14 protein-coding genes and 1 riboswitch are annotated in these 15,049 nt (G+C 73.5%); of the genes, 3 read left to right on the forward strand and 11 right to left on the reverse strand.

Going from position 1 to position 15,049, the window contains the following annotated elements; genetic code table 11:
* Window positions 1–65: 65 nt before the first annotated feature.
* Window positions 66–1,055, forward strand: a complete 990-nt coding sequence (locus K2224_RS22985) for a winged helix-turn-helix domain-containing protein (protein WP_260692907.1) — start codon at window positions 66–68, stop codon at window positions 1,053–1,055.
* A 54-nt stretch (window positions 1,056–1,109) separates the two neighbouring features.
* On the opposite strand, the gene K2224_RS22990 is transcribed toward K2224_RS22985, so the two are convergent.
* Window positions 1,110–2,501: a peptidase C39 family protein gene (locus K2224_RS22990; protein WP_221908404.1), complete on the reverse strand. Its 1,392-nt coding sequence runs from the start codon at window positions 2,499–2,501 to the stop codon at window positions 1,110–1,112.
* Window positions 2,502–2,660: 159 nt separating this feature from the next.
* Between K2224_RS22990 and K2224_RS22995 the strand changes: the two genes are divergently transcribed.
* Together K2224_RS22995 and K2224_RS23000 are read left to right on the forward strand one after the other, a co-directional pair.
* Window positions 2,661–3,257 carry a uridine kinase gene (locus K2224_RS22995; protein WP_221908405.1) on the forward strand — a complete coding sequence of 199 codons (597 nt, stop codon included), beginning with the start codon at window positions 2,661–2,663 and terminating at the stop codon, window positions 3,255–3,257.
* 497 nt (window positions 3,258–3,754) lie between these two features.
* The gene (locus K2224_RS23000) at window positions 3,755–5,647 is read left to right on the forward strand and encodes an AAA family ATPase (protein ID WP_221908406.1); all 1,893 of its coding nucleotides are present in this window, start codon (window positions 3,755–3,757) and stop codon (window positions 5,645–5,647) included.
* A gap of 98 nt (window positions 5,648–5,745) precedes the next feature.
* Here K2224_RS23000 and K2224_RS23005 read toward each other — a convergent pair whose 3' ends face one another.
* From K2224_RS23005 to ribD, 10 genes are all read right to left on the reverse strand, one after another.
* Complete coding sequence (locus K2224_RS23005; RefSeq protein ID WP_221908407.1) at window positions 5,746–6,876, reverse strand: hemolysin family protein; 1,131 nt, start codon at window positions 6,874–6,876, stop codon at window positions 5,746–5,748.
* Window positions 6,873–8,234, reverse strand: a complete 1,362-nt coding sequence (locus K2224_RS23010) for a hemolysin family protein (protein WP_221908408.1) — start codon at window positions 8,232–8,234, stop codon at window positions 6,873–6,875. Before K2224_RS23010 ends, K2224_RS23005 begins: the two co-directional genes overlap by 4 nt.
* A gap of 172 nt (window positions 8,235–8,406) precedes the next feature.
* Window positions 8,407–8,877: a PH domain-containing protein gene (locus K2224_RS23015; protein ID WP_221908409.1), complete on the reverse strand. Its 471-nt coding sequence runs from the start codon at window positions 8,875–8,877 to the stop codon at window positions 8,407–8,409.
* A gap of 45 nt (window positions 8,878–8,922) precedes the next feature.
* Complete coding sequence (hisG, locus tag K2224_RS23020; protein WP_221908410.1) at window positions 8,923–9,771, reverse strand: ATP phosphoribosyltransferase; 849 nt, start codon at window positions 9,769–9,771, stop codon at window positions 8,923–8,925.
* A 48-nt stretch (window positions 9,772–9,819) separates the two neighbouring features.
* Complete coding sequence (locus K2224_RS23025) at window positions 9,820–10,092, reverse strand: phosphoribosyl-ATP diphosphatase (RefSeq protein WP_018539873.1); 273 nt, start codon at window positions 10,090–10,092, stop codon at window positions 9,820–9,822.
* Between the two features lie 129 nt (window positions 10,093–10,221).
* Window positions 10,222–10,707: a 6,7-dimethyl-8-ribityllumazine synthase gene (ribH, locus tag K2224_RS23030; protein ID WP_221908411.1), complete on the reverse strand. Its 486-nt coding sequence runs from the start codon at window positions 10,705–10,707 to the stop codon at window positions 10,222–10,224.
* Between the two features lie 56 nt (window positions 10,708–10,763).
* Window positions 10,764–12,152 carry a GTP cyclohydrolase II gene (gene ribA / locus K2224_RS23035; protein ID WP_221908412.1) on the reverse strand — a complete coding sequence of 463 codons (1,389 nt, stop codon included), beginning with the start codon at window positions 12,150–12,152 and terminating at the stop codon, window positions 10,764–10,766.
* Window positions 12,153–12,243: 91 nt separating this feature from the next.
* Complete coding sequence (locus K2224_RS23040; RefSeq protein ID WP_221908413.1) at window positions 12,244–12,903, reverse strand: nicotinamide mononucleotide transporter family protein; 660 nt, start codon at window positions 12,901–12,903, stop codon at window positions 12,244–12,246.
* Window positions 12,900–13,547: a riboflavin synthase gene (locus tag K2224_RS23045; protein ID WP_221908414.1), complete on the reverse strand. Its 648-nt coding sequence runs from the start codon at window positions 13,545–13,547 to the stop codon at window positions 12,900–12,902. The genes K2224_RS23040 and K2224_RS23045 overlap by 4 nt, the downstream gene beginning before the upstream one ends.
* Window position 13,548: 1 nt before the next feature.
* The gene (gene ribD / locus K2224_RS23050) at window positions 13,549–14,643 is read right to left on the reverse strand and encodes a bifunctional diaminohydroxyphosphoribosylaminopyrimidine deaminase/5-amino-6-(5-phosphoribosylamino)uracil reductase RibD (protein WP_221909886.1); all 1,095 of its coding nucleotides are present in this window, start codon (window positions 14,641–14,643) and stop codon (window positions 13,549–13,551) included.
* A 192-nt stretch (window positions 14,644–14,835) separates the two neighbouring features.
* A riboswitch (FMN riboswitch) is annotated at window positions 14,836–14,966 on the reverse strand.
* Between the last annotated feature and the right edge of the window lie 83 nt (window positions 14,967–15,049).

Here is a 15,049-nt window from a genome sequence, read left to right on the forward strand (position 1 = left end):
TGGGTGAATCCTCGGGGCGGGGCGGGGCGGGCGCTGGGGCCGGTGCGTAGCGAGGTGGTGGCGGGGTGGCGCTCCTGGCGGAGCTGGCGTTCTCGGCGGGCGACGTGGCGCAGGTGCGGTTCGCCGTCTCGCCGATGTGGCAGGTCGGGGCCAGCTTCCGGCTGCTGGCCTCCGGTGCCGCGGATCCGGTGCACCGGCGCTGGCTGGAGCAGGTGCGGCCACGGGTCGCGGCCGCAGGGCTGGACGAGGCATGGCTCGCCGAGCTGTTCCCGCCGTCGGGCTACGCCCCGGACTTCCTCAACCCGGCGCCCACCGGGCCGGCCCCCACGCTGGCCGAGGAGTTGGCCGCGCTCACGGCCACCCCTGCCGAGCGCGTCCGCAAGGACCTCGACCACCTCGGACACCATCAGAGCGGCATCGGCCCCCGGCTGCGGTCCCTGCATGCCGATCCGCACACCCGCCTCGCTCGGGTCGCCGAGGAGATCGAGACCTACTGGGAGCTGGCGCTGGCCCCCTACTGGGCCCGTATCCGCACGGTGCTGGACGCCGACGTCTTCCACCGGGCCCGGCAGGTGTCCCAGCACGGCGCCGGCCACCTCTTCAACGAACTGCATCCGCAGGTCAGTTGGAACGACCACACGCTGCGGCTGGTCCGCAGACGAACCCTGTCCCGCGAGACGGCGGGCACCGGACTGCTCCTGGTTCCGTCGGCCTTCAAAGGGCCGGGCCTGTCCACACGGATCGCCCCACCGGACCCGCCGCAACTCGCCTACCGGGCCCGCGGCTCCGGCACGCTGTGGGAACGCCGCGCCGTCACCGGTACCGCGGCGCTCGTCGCCGTGCTCGGCCGCTCGCGCACCCTGCTCCTGACCGAACTGGAGACTCCGGCCACCACGACAGAACTCGCCCGGCGCACCGGCATCTCCATGGCCGGCGTCTCCCAGAACCTCACGGCACTGCGCGACGCCGGCTTCGTCACCGCCCACCGGGCCGGCCGCTCCGTGCTGTACGCCCGCACCTCCGTCGCGGAGTCCGTCCTCGCCGCCGGCCGGTAACCCGGGGAGCGGTCCGGCGGCGGCCGCGCGACGGGCCCTGCCGTGGGCCGGCCGCTACCTGATCCGCAGCTCCGTCAGCACCCGCCGCTGCGCGGACGTCGGCCGCACCGGGAAGTACAGGTAGCAGACTCCCCCGGAACCGCTCTTGACCTGGCCTTTTTCGTCGTGGCGCTTCGTTCGCAACCAGATGTTCTCGAACTCTCGGCGTTTGTAGACGCGGCGGACGGCGGGGTCGTCGGGGGAGGCGGGGTCGTTGGCGATGACGTCGCCGGTCGGGGTGAAGCCGATGACGGTCATCAGGTGGCCGGCGGTGCCGTAGCCCGCGCCGTCGAGTTCGGTCTTGAGGAAGGACTGGGAGGTTATGACGGGGATGCCGGCGTGGACGAGGCGTTCGGCGTCGTTGAGGGAGGGCAGGCGGGTGACGATGCCCTGGAGGTCGTGGTAGGTGGCGGCGTAGGCGGCGTTGAAGGGCCAGTTGCCGCAGCCGTCGTACTGGTAGTCGAAGGTCTGGCGGGCGGCCTGGCAGACCTGGGGGTCGGCGTAGGAGGGGTCGACCCAGGCGAGCTGCTGACGGGTGGGGCGGCGACCCCAGTACTCGATGATCATCTGGGAGGAGGTGGGGCTGCACCACGCCTCTCCCCCGTTGTCGTACTGCGGGTACTGGCCCTTGTGGATCTCCTGCGAGTAGCGCGGCACGTGCAGTTCGCGGCCGACGAGGCAGGGGGTGGAGGCCGGCACCTCGAAGCGGTCGGGGAGGTCGGAGGCCATCGCGCCCAGCCGCCAGACGGTGGGGGTGGCGGTGGTGCCGGGCCGGCGGTGGAGGGTGAGGCGGAGTTCGTAGGAGGTCAGGCGCAGGCCGGTCGAGGGGTCGTCGAGGGCGAGGGTGTCGGTGGAGACGGCGCTGCGGCCGTCCTTCTGGTCGTCGACGGAGGTGCGCCGGATGTCGGTGTCGCCGTCGCCGGCGGTCCATCGGCCCATGACGTACCAGGGTGTGCGGCCGCCGTCGGAGTAGGTGGCGCGGAGTTCGACGGCGATCCAGGTGCCGGCGGGGGTGTGGGCGTTCCAGGAGGCGACGGCCTCGGTGGCGGGGACCGGGAGACGGTGCACCGGGCTGGTCCAGGTGGCGTACTCCCAGGTGGCGGTCCGGCCGGTGTGCGGGTCGTGGTAGACGGTGGTGCCGGCGGGGCGGGCGAGGGCGATGCCGGGGCGGCGGCCGGGCACCACGCGGGTGCCGTGGCCGGTGCCCTGGTGCCAGTCGGCGGGGGTGGTCCAGGCGTGGTAGTCCACGGGGCTCTTCGTTCGGTGCGGGGTGGTGGCCTCGGGCCGCGGCGGGGCCGACGGGCGGCCGGGCCCGCCCGCGGCGGCGGCCAGGGGGGTGACGGCGGCGCCGGCCGCGACGGCGAGTGCGGCGGCCAGGACGGTGCGCCGGGGCGCGGAGCTGGTCATGGGTCCCCCTGTCGGTGCGGACGGCCGGCGGCGCCGGGCGCGCGGGTGCGGGTGGGGCGGCTGGGCTCAACTATCTCCGCTCCGGGCGGGCTTAGGAAGGTGGTTCGACGCGCGTCGCGTCACGAATATTGGTGTGGACCACTGGCGTACGCTGGTGGGATGACCCCCGCCCTCGACCCCGCGCTGACGTCGCTGGCCGCCCGGCTGCGCACCCTGCCGCCCTCGTGCGGTCCGGTGCGGCTGATCGCGGTGGACGGGCACGCGGGCTCCGGGAAGAGCACCTTCGCCGGGCGGCTGGCCGAGGCGCTCGACGGCGCGCCCGTGGTGCACACCGACGACCTCGCGACCCATGAGGAGCTGTTCGCCTGGAGCGACCGGTTCCGGGAGCAGGTGCTGGACCCGCTGTCCCGGGGCGGGACGGCGCGCTACGAGGTCTACGACTGGGCGCGCCGGGAGTTCGGCGCGGCGGTGGAGCTGGCGCCGGCGCCGGTGGTGCTGGTCGAGGGCGTGGGCACCGGGCGGCGCGCGCTGCGGCCGTACGCCGCCTGCCTGTTGTGGATGGAACTGGCGCGCGAGCATTCATGGGAAAGAGGTCAACTCCGGGACGGGCCGGGGCTCTCCGCCTTCTGGGATGGCTGGATTCCGGCGGAGCGCGCGCACTTCGCGGCGGATCCGTCCCGGCCGTACGCCGATCTCCTGGTGCACCAGGGGCCGATGGGTTATGAGGTGCGTGTGGGACCGTCCGGTCGGGCGTGACCGGGCCCGGATTTCACCCTGCGTAGCCGACTATGGCTGACACGCCGACAGTTGTTGACCGGGACCCGCCGAGTGCCCCAACTCGGCTTGACCTGGGGGGCGTACAGGACTTACGTTCTCAATGTGCGGTTCAACGGACCGCCCGCAGACGCGAAGCCCCCGGTTGTTCCCCCGTGATCGGGGGCTTCGTTCTGTGTAAAAGCAGATGTCGCGGCGCTCGCCGCACGGGACTTCCCTCACCCAGGGTCACCGCATCCTTCGCGCCGACGCGCCCCCTTCCGCGCCCCCGCTTCCACCTCGTGCGGCCCTCTTCGGCCTGCGCGGACAGCGCAGGTACGATGCGAGTCTGTGCCACCGCGGGACCCGGGCCCGGGCGCACGGCAGGGCAACTCCCGCCCGCCGCGCGCCGGTTCGGTCAGGGCCGGACAGACCCCGGGACCCCGGCGCGGCACACGTCCGGTGGTACACCACGGGGGGACGTTTTGTGGGGGGACGGGATGGATGTCGGCGCTCAGGGTTCGCCCGCCCCGGCCGAACTCGCCTGGCTGCGCGCGGTAGACGCCTACACCATGGGTGCCTACCCCCAGGCCGAGGAGGAGTTCCGGGCCGCGGTACGACTCGATCCGTCGATGGCCGACGCCTGGCTCGGGCTCCACGCGCTGCGCGCGGACACCTCCATGGCGCTGCTGCGGATGCACCAGCACCGCGACCGCTTCGGTGAGCAGCGCACCCGGCACCGACGCTCCCTCAACTCCTGGTACTGGCTGGGCTGGTGGGTCCAGCCGGTGCTGGAGACCGGCCGGGATCTGCTGCTGGCGCACGCCTCCCACTGGCTCGACGGCCGCCATGTCGCCGAGCTGGACCAGGCGCTGGCCGGCTGCCCGCCGGTGGACACCGACCCGCAGGTGCGCTTTCTGCACGCCTGCCGCGCCTATCTCGTCAAGGACTGGGACCAGCTCGTCCGGCACACCGAGCCGCTGCTCGGCGATCCCGCGCTGGGCATCGAGGCGGGGCTGTTCGGCGGGATGGCGCGGGTGCGGCTGGAGATGTACGGGCAGGCCGAGCCGCTGCTGGCCGCGGCGCTGATGCGATGTCGCAGCGAGCAGCCGCAGCGCAAGGAGCTGCGCTACTGGCTCGCCCGTGCCTACGAGGGCACCGGCCGCAGCGCCGCCGCCCTCCCCCTCTACCGCGCGGTGCACCGGGTCGACCCGGCGTTCATGGACACCGCGGCACGGCTGGCCGCCATCGCCGAGGCGGACGGGCTGGACGAGGTCGCCGGCCTGGCGACGGTCTCCGCGCAGGGCCCGGCACAGGGGGCCGGCGGCGACCTCGACCCGCTGGCGCCGCTGGACCCGATCGACGGCCGGGAGCTGCTGGTGGCCGGCGAGCCGACCGGCCCGCAGGCGGAGCCGGCCGTCGGGAGCGGCGGTGCGGCCCGGATCAAGACGACGGCGCCGGGCCGGCGGGACGGCGAGGTGCTGCCCGCCGGGCCGGCCGACCCGGTGCTGCTGGAGAAGGCGCTGGCGGAGCTGGAGCGGATGGTCGGCATGGAGCCGGTCAAGCGGCATGTGCGGGCGCTCTCCGCGCAGCTGCGGATGGCCCGGCTGCGGGCGAGCCAGGGCCTTCCGGTGGCGCCCCCGAAACGGCACTTCGTCTTCTCCGGCCCGTCGGGCACCGGCAAGACCACGGTGGCCCGGATACTCGGCCGGGTCTTCTACGCGCTGGGGCTGCTCGGCGGCGACCATCTCGTGGAGGCCCAACGCGCCGACCTCGTCGGCGAGTTCCTCGGACAGACCGCCGTCAAGGCGAACGAGCTGATCGACTCGGCGCTGGGCGGGGTGCTCTTCGTCGACGAGGCGTACAGCCTGTCCAACTCCGGCTACAGCAAGGGCGACGCGTACGGCGACGAGGCCCTTCAGGTACTGCTGAAGCGGGCCGAGGACAACCGCGACCGGCTGGTGGTGATCCTGGCCGGCTACCCCGAGGGCATGGACCGGCTGCTGGCCGCCAACCCCGGCCTCTCCTCCCGCTTCACCAGCCGGGTGGACTTCCCCAGCTACCGGCCGCTGGAACTCACCAGGATCGGCGAGGTGCTGGCCGCGGAGAACGGCGACCGCTGGGACGAGGAGTCCCGCGAGGAGCTGTGCAGCATCAACGGCCATGTCGTCGAGCAGGGCTGGATCGACGAGCTGGGCAACGGCCGCTTTCTGCGCACCCTGTACGAGAAGAGCTGCGCCTACCGCGATCTGCGGCTGTCCACCTGGCCGGGTACCCCGGCCAGGGACGATCTCGCCACCCTGCGGCTGGCGGACCTGATGCAGGCGTACGGCGAGGTGCTCTCGGGCCGCGGGCCGGACCCGCAGGCACCGCCGAAGGGGCTGGATCTGTAGCGGCCGGACTCGTGCTCGTGGCTACCGGACTCGTGGCGGCCGGAGAAGCGCGAGGGGCGCGCCGGTGGTCCGGTGCGCCCCTCGGTCCGATGCGGCGGTCAGCCGGCCAGTGCGGGGTTCTCGGCGGTCAGCGGAGTCCCCTCGCGCGGATCGCCGACCCGTCCGGCCTCCTCCCGGGACGCCGGGCCGGCCGTCGGCTCCGTGCGGTGCGCCGGGTCGCGGACCTCGCCGACCAGCATCTCCAGGACGTCCTCCAGGGCGACCAGGCCGAGCACCCGGCCGGTGCCGTCGGCGACCGCGGCCAGGTGGGAGGCGGCCCGGCGCATCGCGGTCAGGGCGTCGTCCAGCGGGAGTTCGGCGCGGAGCGTGGCCATCGGGTGCCAGATCCGCTGCGGCACCGCCCGGTCCCGTTCCTCCAGGTCCAGGACGTCCTTGACGTGCAGATAGCCCATGTAGGCACCGCCCGGCGCGCAGACCGGGAAGCGGGAGTAGCCGGTGCGCACGGTCAGCTCCTCCACCTGGCGGGGCGACACCGTCGGCTCGACGGTGATCAGTCCGGCGGGGTCGAGGAGGACGTCGGTGACCGGGCGGCTGCCGAGCTCCAGGGCGTCGGAGAGCCGTTCCTGCTCGCCGGGGTCCAGCAGGCCCGCCTGGCCGGAGTCCTCGACGAGGTGGGTGAGCTGCTCGCTGGTGAAGACCGCCTCCACCTCGTCCTTGGGCTCGACCCGGAAGAGCCGCAGCACACCGCGGGCCAGCGCGCCGAGCAGCGCGGTGACCGGGCGGCACAGCCGGGCGAAGGCGACCAGCCCGGGGCTGAGCCACAGGGCGGTCTTCTCGGGCGCGGCCATCGCGAGGTTCTTGGGGACCATCTCGCCGATCACCAGGTGGAGGAAGACCACCAGGGCCAGGGCGATGGCGTAGCCGAGCGGGTGGACCAGGGCCCCGGGCAACCGGACGGCCGCGAAGACCGGTTCCAGCAGGCGGGCGACGGTCGGCTCGGCGACCGCGCCGAGCGTCAGGGAGCAGATGGTGATGCCGAACTGGGCGGCGGCCATCATCTGCGGGAGGTTCTCCAGACCGTGCAGGACCCGGCGGGCCCGCTTGGAGCCCATCGTGGCGAGCGGTTCGACCTGGCTGCGGCGGACCGAGACCAGGGCGAACTCGGCGCCGACGAAGAAGCCGTTGGCGAGCACCAGGAGCACCGCGAAGAGAAGCTGGGCCACGGTCATCGGGCCACCTCCGCACCGGCCGGGACCCGCTCGCGGGCCGCCTCGGGAACGGCGGGGGCCAGCCGGACCAGCCGTATCCGCTCGGCGCGGTGGTGGGCGACCAGCCGCACCCGGAGCCGCCAGCCCTCCAGCTCGGCGGTGTCGCCGGGTGCCGGAATCCGGCCGAGTATGTGGGCGACCAGCCCCGCGACGGTCTCGTAGGGGCCCTCGGGGGCCTCCAGGCCGATCCGGCGCAGGGTGTCGACCCGGCAGCCGCCGTCGGCGTCCCACGCCGGGCGGCCGTCCTCGGGCGGGGCCTGGCCGAGCTCGGGCAGGTCCACCCGGTCGTGCTCGTCGCGGACCTCGCCGACGAGTTCCTCGATGATGTCCTCCAGCGTCACCACGCCGGCGGTGCCGCCGTACTCGTCGACGACCACCGCGATCGGCTGCTCGCTGCGCAGCCGCTCCAGCAGCGGCTGCACCGGCAGCGTGGCGGGCACCAGCAGCGGCGGCACCGCTATCCGGAGCGCCGGGGTGCGCAGCCGCTCCTCGGCCGGGACGGCGAGCGCGTCCTTGAGGTGCACCATGCCGACGATCTCGTCGAGCCGGGTGCGGTAGACGGGGAAACGGGAGAGGCCGGTGGCGCGGGTGAGGTTGACGACGTCCTCGGCGGTCGCGGTCGCCTGGAGGGCGCTGACCCGGACGCGGGGCGTCATGACGTTCTCCGCGGTGAGGTCGCCGAGCGAGAGGGTGCGGACGAAGAGGTCCGCGGTGTCCTGCTCGATCGCCCCGGCCCGGGCGGAGTGCCGGGCCAGCGAGACCAGTTCGCCCGGGGTGCGGGCGGAGGCCAGTTCGTCGGTCGGTTCCACGCCCAGGGCGCGGACCAGGCGGTTGGCGACGGTGTTCAGCAGGGTGATCACCGGCCGGAAGAAGCGGGAGAAGGCGTCCTGCGGGCCGGCGACGAAGCGGGCGACCTGGAGCGGCTTGGAGACCGCCCAGTTCTTGGGCACCAGTTCGCCGACGACCATCTGGACGGCGGAGGCCACCAGCATGCCGATGACGACCGCGATGCCCGGGACGGCGCCGTGCGGCAGGCCGAGGGCGAGCAGCGGCCCGGACAGCAGCTCGGCCAGCGCCGGCTCGGCGAGCATGCCGACCACCAAGGAGGTGATGGTGATGCCGAGTTGGGTGCCGGAGAGCTGGAAGGAGAGTTCCCGCAGAGCGGAGACGACGGTGTCGGCCCGGGGGTCGCCGTCGGCCGCGGCCCGTTCGGCGTCCGCCTTCTCGACGGTGACGAGCCCGAACTCGGCGGCCACGAAGAAGCCGTTGGCGAGGATGAGTGCGAGTGCCGCAAGGAGGAGCAGCAGGGGGCCGGTCATGCCGCCGCCTCCGTCGTATGCGGGGGTTCGGAAGGGGCGGCGCAGGTACTACAGGACGATCCGTCCATTGCCGGAGGGAGTCACTCCTCGGGTCGTTGGGTCCCACTGAGGGGCGGGGTGCGGGTACACCCCGGAGAACAGAGTAAACAGCGGGGCCCGCGTCGGGGCAGGGTCAGCGGGCCGTGTGGTCGACGGCACCGTGGATCTCGACGAGATCACGCAGGGCGCGGGCGTCGCGAACGGCCTGTTCGCGGGCGATGCCGGGCTGGATGCCCATGGCGGGCAGACTGGTGCCGTCGGCGAGGTCCAGATGGACCCATGGGTCACCGGCCCGGAGGTTGACGCGCAGTACCTGGGCCCAGGCCAGCTCGCGCCGGGTGGTGAGGTTGACGACGGTCACGCCCTCCTGCCGCGCGACCACCTTGGGGCGGGCGAGCAGCAGGAGGACGGCGGCCACCAGCACCCCGGTGCCCACGAAACCCATCCGCTCCCCGCCGCTCAGCTCCGGCAGCAGCATCGCGACCGCGGTGAGGGCGGCGAGCTGGGCGATGCCGGCGACGTAGAGGACGGCCCGGGTGCGGGACGGCCGGAAGGTCACCGGGAGGGCGGGCCGGGAGGCGGCGGGGGACGCGGGCGCGGACACGTGTCGTCTTCCGTGGGAGGGCGTGCGGGTGCGGGCGGTGGGGCGTCAGAGCCGGCAGGCGTGGATGCCGGTGGTCAGGATCGCGCGGGCGCCGAGTTCGTAGAGCTCGTCCATGATGCGCTGGGCGTCCTTGGCCGGGACCATGGAGCGGACCGCGACCCAGCCCTCGTGGTGCAGCGGGGAGACGGTCGGGGACTCCAGGCCCGGGGTGAGCGCCACGGCCTTCTCGACCTGCTCGACCCGGATGTCGTAGTCCATCATCACGTACCGGCGGGCCACCAGGACGCCCTGCATGCGGCGGAGGAACTGGCGGACCTTGGGGTCGTCGTCCGGAGCGCCCGTCCCGCGGATGACCACGGCCTCGGAGGTCAGGATCGGCTCGCCGATGATCTCCAGGCCGGCGTTGCGAAGGGTGGTGCCGGTCTCCACGACGTCCGCGATGATCTGGGCGACGCCGAGCTGGATGGCGGTCTCCACCGCGCCGTCGAGGTGTACGACGGAGGCGTCCACGCCGTGGTCGGTGAGGTGCTTGGTGACCAGGCCGGAGAACGAGGTGGCGATGGTCATGCCGCCGAAGTCGGCGACGTCCTTGGCGGTGCCGGGACGGGTGGCGTAGCGGAAGGTGGAGCCGGCGAAGCCGAGCTGGAGGATCTCCTCGGCCGGCGAGCCGGAGTCCAGCAGCAGGTCACGGCCGGTGATGCCGATGTCGAGCTTGCCGGAGCCGACGTAGACGGCGATGTCCCGGGGGCGCAGGAAGAAGAACTCGACCTCGTTCTCCGCGTCGACCAGGACCAGTTCGCGGCGATCCTTGCGCTGGCGGTAGCCGGCCTCATGGAGCATCGCCGACGCAGGCTCGGACAGTGAACCCTTGTTGGGGACAGCGATGCGCAGCATGACAGCGATTTCCTTTGCAGCGGGGGAAGTTGGCGATTGCGGGGCGGATCAGAGGTGGGCGTAGACGTCGTCGAGGGAGATGCCCTGGGCGACCATCAGCACCTGGAGGTGGTAGAGGAGCTGGGAGATCTCCTCGGCGGCGGCGTCATGCGACTCGTGCTCCGCGGCCATCCAGACCTCGGCGGCCTCTTCGACGATCTTCTTGCCGATCGTGTGCACACCGGCCTGCACCAGCTCGGCGGTGCGGGAGGTGGCGGGGTCGCCGGTGGCGGCCTTCTGCTGGAGCTCGGCGAAGAGCTCCTCGAACGTCTTCTTGGACATGATGCGGCCTACCCTACGCGGTGACGTCACTGCGGCGCGCAGCGCCTCGGCTGAGGGTGGTGGTGGGAGACGGGTGGGCGGCGCGCAGCGCCTCGGCTGAAGGGTGGTGGTGGGAGACGGGCGGGCCGCTCAGCGCCAGGGCTCGGAGACCGTGCGGAGGGTGGCGGCCGTGGCGACCGCGGCGGTGACCGCCTCGTGGCCCTTGTCCTCGGCGGATCCGGGCAGGCCGGCGCGGTCCAGGGCCTGCTCCTCGGTGTCGCAGGTCAGCACGCCGAAGCCGACCGGGACGCCGGTGTCCACCGCGACCTGGGTCAGGCCCTGGGTGACGCCCTGGCAGACGTAGTCGAAGTGCGGGGTGCCGCCGCGGACGACGACGCCGAGCGCGACCACCGCGTCGTAGCCGCGGCCGGCCAGGACCTTGGCGACCACCGGCAGCTCGAAGGTGCCGGGCACCCGCAGCAGGGTGGGCTCGTCGATGCCCAGCTCGTGCAGGGCCCGCAGTGCGCCGTCCACCAGGCCGTCCATGACCTTCTGGTGCCACTGCGCGGCGATCACGGCCACCCGCAGGTCGCCACAGTTCTTCACGGTCAGTTCGGGTGCGCCCTTGCCGCTCATGGTTCTCCTCGTACGAGTGATGGTGTCGGTGCCCGGCTGCCGGGGGTGGCCGGTGGTTACTGGTTGCCGCAGGTGGCGGCCGCGCCGGCGGCATCGGCGCCGCCGTGGCCGCCGTCCAGCCAGGGCAGGTCGTGCCCCATCCGGTCGCGCTTGGTGCGCAGGTAGCGCAGGTTGTGCTCGCCGGCCTGGACGGGCATGGACTCGCGGCCGGTGACGGTGAGGCCGTGCTGCTCCAGGGCGGCGGTCTTCTCGGGGTTGTTGGTCATCAGGCGCAGTGAGCGGACGCCGAGGTCGCGGAGCATCTGGGCGCCGGCGCCGTAGTCCCGGGAGTCGGCCGGCAGGCCCAGTTCGAGGTTGGCGTCGAGGGTGTCCCGGCCACGCTCCTGGAGTTCGTAGGCGCGCAGCTTGGGCAGCAGTCCGATGCCGCGGCCCTCGTGGCCGCGGAGGTAGACGACCACACCGCGGCCGGCCTCGCTGATCCGGCGCAGCGACTCCGTCAACTGCGGGCCGCAGTCGCAGCGCAGCGAGTGGAAGACGTCACCGGTCAGGCACTCGGAGTGGACCCGGACCAGGACGTCCTCACCGTCGCCCAGCTCCCCTGCGACGAGTGCGACGTGCTCGACGCCGTCGACGGTGGAGCGGTAGCCGTGGGCGGTGAACTCGCCGAAGGCGGTGGGCAACCGGGTGCTGGCCTCACGGCGGACGGTGGGCTCGGACGGGGGTCCCCCCTGTGCATGGGGGTCCCCCGGCTCGACCGAAGTCGAGAGTGGAGGAGGAGCCGAGAACTCGGCGGAGCGGCGGTGGGCGATCAGGTCCTCGATGGAGATGATCGCCAGGCCGTGGCGGCGGGCGAACGGGACCAGCTCGGGCAGCCGCAGCATGGTGCCGTCCTCGCCGGCGATCTCCACGATGGCGGCGGCCGGGCGGAGTCCGGCGAGCCGGGCGAGGTCCACGCCCGCCTCGGTGTGGCCGTTGCGGGCCAGGACGCCGCCGGGCTTGGCGCGCAGCGGGAAGATGTGGCCGGGGCGGACGAAGTCGCCGGGGACCGAGCCGCCGGCGGCCAGCAGCCGCAGGGTGGCGGCGCGGTCGGCGGCGGAGATGCCGGTGCTGACGCCGTGCGCGGCGGTGGCGTCGACCGAGACGGTGAAGGCGGTGCCCATCGACTCGGTGTTCCGCTCGACCATCTGCGGGAGTTCCAGGCGGTCCAGGTCGGCGCCCTCCATGGGGGCGCAGATCAGGCCGCGGCACTCGCTCATCATGAACGCGACGATCTCCGGGGTGGCCTTCTCGGCCGCGACGATCAGGTCGCCCTCGTTCTCGCGGTTCTCGTCGTCCACCACGACGACCGGGCGGCCGGCGGCGATGTCGGCGACGGCCCGCTCGACCGGGTCCAGTGTGAGGTCGCCGGTCTCGGCCTCGGCGTACCAGCTCTGCAGTGCGGTCATGCTCCAGCTCCCTCGCTCGCTTCTCCGCCCGTGCGGCGCAGAGGTGCGCCTTTCGTTGTCGACTGCGACCCGGCGGCCGCACCCGCGTCGCTCACAGCAGGACTCCTTCCAGTGCGGGGCTCTCCGCGGCGGCGGTCCGCGAGCGGCGCCACCAGTCGCGCATGCCCCAGGCGACGAGGGCGAGGTAGACGACGTAGACCAGGCCGGAGAAGGCCAGGCCGCTGCTGAAGGCGAGCGGGACGCCGACCACGTCGACCAGCAGCCAGGCGAACCAGAACTCGACCAGTCCGCGGGCCTGGGCGACCATCGCGGCGAGCGTGCCGACGAAGATGTAGGCGTCCGGCCAGGGGTTCCAGGACAGCTGCGGGACCAGGGTGAACAACCCGCCGACGGCCAGGGTGCCCAGCGCGGTGCCGCCGATCAGCAGCCCGCGCTCGCGCCAGGTGCCGAACCGGACGGCGATCGAGCCGTCCTGGGCCTGCCGGCGGCCGCGCTGCCACTGCCGCCAGCCCCACAGCGCCACCCCGATGACCAGCAGCTGCTTGCCGACACCGCCGCTGAGGTGGGCGGAGGCGTAGGCGGCGACGAGGATGACGCCGGAGAGGAACTGGGCGGGCCAGGTCCATATCGAGCGCCGCCAGCCGAGCGCCAGGGCGGCCAGGCCGACGGTGTTGCCGATCATGTCGGACCAGATGACGCGCTGTCCGAAGGCCGTGAAGGCGGGGCCGTTGAGCCAGTCCAGGACGCTCACCGGGCCGTCTCCTCGATCGTCGCCTCGATCTCTTCGAGGTCGTCGGCGTCCTTGTCGCCCCGGCCGAGCAGCCGCTCGACGTACTTGGCGAGGACGTCCACCTCCAGGTTGACCGGGTCGCCGGGCTGCTTGATGCCGAGGGTGGTCAGGGCGAGGGTGGTGGGGATGAGGCTGATGGTGAAGTGGTCGTCGGCGGCGTCGACGACGGTGAGGCTGACGCCGTCGACGGTGATGGAGCCCTTCTCGACGACGTAGCGGGCGAGTCGGGCGGGCAGCGCGACCTTCACCAGCTCCCAGTGTTCGCCGGGGGTGCGCTCGACGATGGTGCCGGTGCCGTCGACGTGGCCCTGGACGAGGTGGCCGCCGAGCCGCCCACCGAGGGCCATCGGACGCTCCAGGTTGACCCGGGAGCCGGTGGTCAGCGCGCCGAGGCTGGAGCGGTGCAGGGTCTCGGCCATCACGTCGGCGGTGAACTCGCCGCCTTCGGTGTCCACGACCGTCAGGCAGACGCCGTTGACGGCGATCGAGTCGCCGTGCGCGGCGCCCTCGGTGACGACGGGGCCGCGCAGGCGGAAGCGGGCGGCGTCGCCGAGGTCCTCGACGGCGACGACCTCACCCAGTTCTTCGACGATTCCGGTGAACACGTCAGTTCTCCTCGGGACGGGCGTGGCGAATGGGGGTCGCGGTGATGCGGAGGTCGGGGCCCAGGCGGGCGGTGTCGGTCACGTCGAGCCGCAACGCCTGGGCGATCGTGGTGATTCCGGCGTCGCCGACGGCGGCCGGGCCGGCGCCGAGCAGCACCGGCGCGAGATAGCCGACGACCTTGTCGACGAGCCCGGCGGCGAGGAACGCGCCGGCGAGCGTGGGCCCGCCTTCGAGCAGCACGGACCGCACGTCGCGGGCGTGCAGGGCCTGGAGCAGGGCGGGGAGGGACAGCCCGCGCCCGCGCGGGGCGCGCGGCAGCCGGACCAGCGGGGCGAGTCCTTCGAGGTGGTCGGCGTCCGTGTCCTCGGCGACCGCGATCAGGGTCGGGGCGGTGCCGTCCAGGACCCGGGCGCCGGCCTTGACGGCGGTGGCGCCGGAGTCGACCACGACCCGCAGCGGCTGGCTGACCTCGTCGTCGTCGAGGCCGGCGATCCGCGCGCCGAGCTGCGGGTCGTCGGCGCGGGCGGTGCCGGAGCCGACGATCACGGCGTCCGCGGCGGCGCGCAGTCGGTGCACGTCGGCGCGGGACTCGGGCGAGGAGATCCAGCGGCTGGTGCCGTCGGCGGCGGCGATCCGGCCGTCGAGGGTGGCGGCGTACTTCCAGAGCACGAACGGGCGGCCGCGCAGCACCGAGGTCAGCCAGGCTTCGTTGCCGGCCGCGGCCTCGTCGGCGAGCAGTCCGCCCTCGACGTCGACGCCGGCCTCGGCCAGGGTCAGGGCGCCGCCGGTGGCGGTGGGGTCGGGGTCGGCCACGGCGTAGACGACCCGGGCGACCCCGGCGTCGATCAGTGCCCGGGCACAGGGGCCGGTGCGGCCGGTGTGGTTGCAGGGTTCGAGGGTGACCACCGCGGTGCCGCCCCGGGCGCGGTCGCCCGCGGCGCGCAGGGCGTGGATCTCGGCGTGCGGTCCACCGGCCCGCTGGTGCCAGCCCTCGCCCGCGGTGCGGCCCGCGGAATCCAGGACGACACAGCCGACGATCGGGTTCGGGCTGGTGCGACCGAGGCCGCGGGCGGCGAGCTCGATGGCCCGGCGCATCGCCGCGGTCTCCACGGGGGCTGAGGTGGCCACCGGGTCCTCCTGCCTCTTCGGGCACGGACTCCGGGGCTGTCTGGACGACAGGAGCGGACGCTGTGGACTCGCAGGACACCGGGGCCGGAAATGCACGGCCCGCCCGGGACGTTGACGTCCGGACGCGCTGCCGACGGCGGTGTACTTCGAGCTCGCCCGCCGCGCACTGCCTCCCATCCGGACTTTCACCGTCGGTGCAGGAATTCCACCTGCTCAACCGGCCGCTGGCTGCGGACGGGTCGCGGACTATTACCGCCGGTTCGGAATTACACCGACCCCGGAGTGCGCTGCTGCTTGTGTCTGTACAGCCCCAGTCTGCCACGGCCGCTCGTCGCCCATGCGAGCGAAGCCCTGTGGCCTGTCTCACAGGGTG

It is taken from the genome of Streptomyces sp. BHT-5-2, from assembly GCF_019774615.1.
GTDB lineage: Bacteria > Actinomycetota > Actinomycetes > Streptomycetales > Streptomycetaceae > Streptomyces.

What these genes read in the sequence shown, in the direction of transcription:
- K2224_RS22990 (WP_221908404.1), bottom strand. Translation starts at nt 2,501, where the DNA reads ATGACCAGCTCCGCGCCCCGGCGCACCGTCCTGGCCGCCGCACTCGCC.
- K2224_RS22995 (WP_221908405.1), top strand. Translation starts at nt 2,661, where the DNA reads ATGACCCCCGCCCTCGACCCCGCGCTGACGTCGCTGGCCGCCCGGCTG.
- K2224_RS23000 (WP_221908406.1), top strand. Translation starts at nt 3,755, where the DNA reads ATGGATGTCGGCGCTCAGGGTTCGCCCGCCCCGGCCGAACTCGCCTGG.
- K2224_RS23005 (WP_221908407.1), bottom strand. Translation starts at nt 6,876, where the DNA reads ATGACCGTGGCCCAGCTTCTCTTCGCGGTGCTCCTGGTGCTCGCCAAC.
- K2224_RS23010 (WP_221908408.1), bottom strand. Translation starts at nt 8,234, where the DNA reads ATGACCGGCCCCCTGCTGCTCCTCCTTGCGGCACTCGCACTCATCCTC.
- hisG (WP_221908410.1), bottom strand. Translation starts at nt 9,771, where the DNA reads ATGCTGCGCATCGCTGTCCCCAACAAGGGTTCACTGTCCGAGCCTGCG.
- K2224_RS23025 (WP_018539873.1), bottom strand. Translation starts at nt 10,092, where the DNA reads ATGTCCAAGAAGACGTTCGAGGAGCTCTTCGCCGAGCTCCAGCAGAAG.
- ribH (WP_221908411.1), bottom strand. Translation starts at nt 10,707, where the DNA reads ATGAGCGGCAAGGGCGCACCCGAACTGACCGTGAAGAACTGTGGCGAC.
- ribA (WP_221908412.1), bottom strand. Translation starts at nt 12,152, where the DNA reads ATGACCGCACTGCAGAGCTGGTACGCCGAGGCCGAGACCGGCGACCTC.
- ribD (WP_221909886.1), bottom strand. Translation starts at nt 14,643, where the DNA reads ATGCGCCGGGCCATCGAGCTCGCCGCCCGCGGCCTCGGTCGCACCAGC.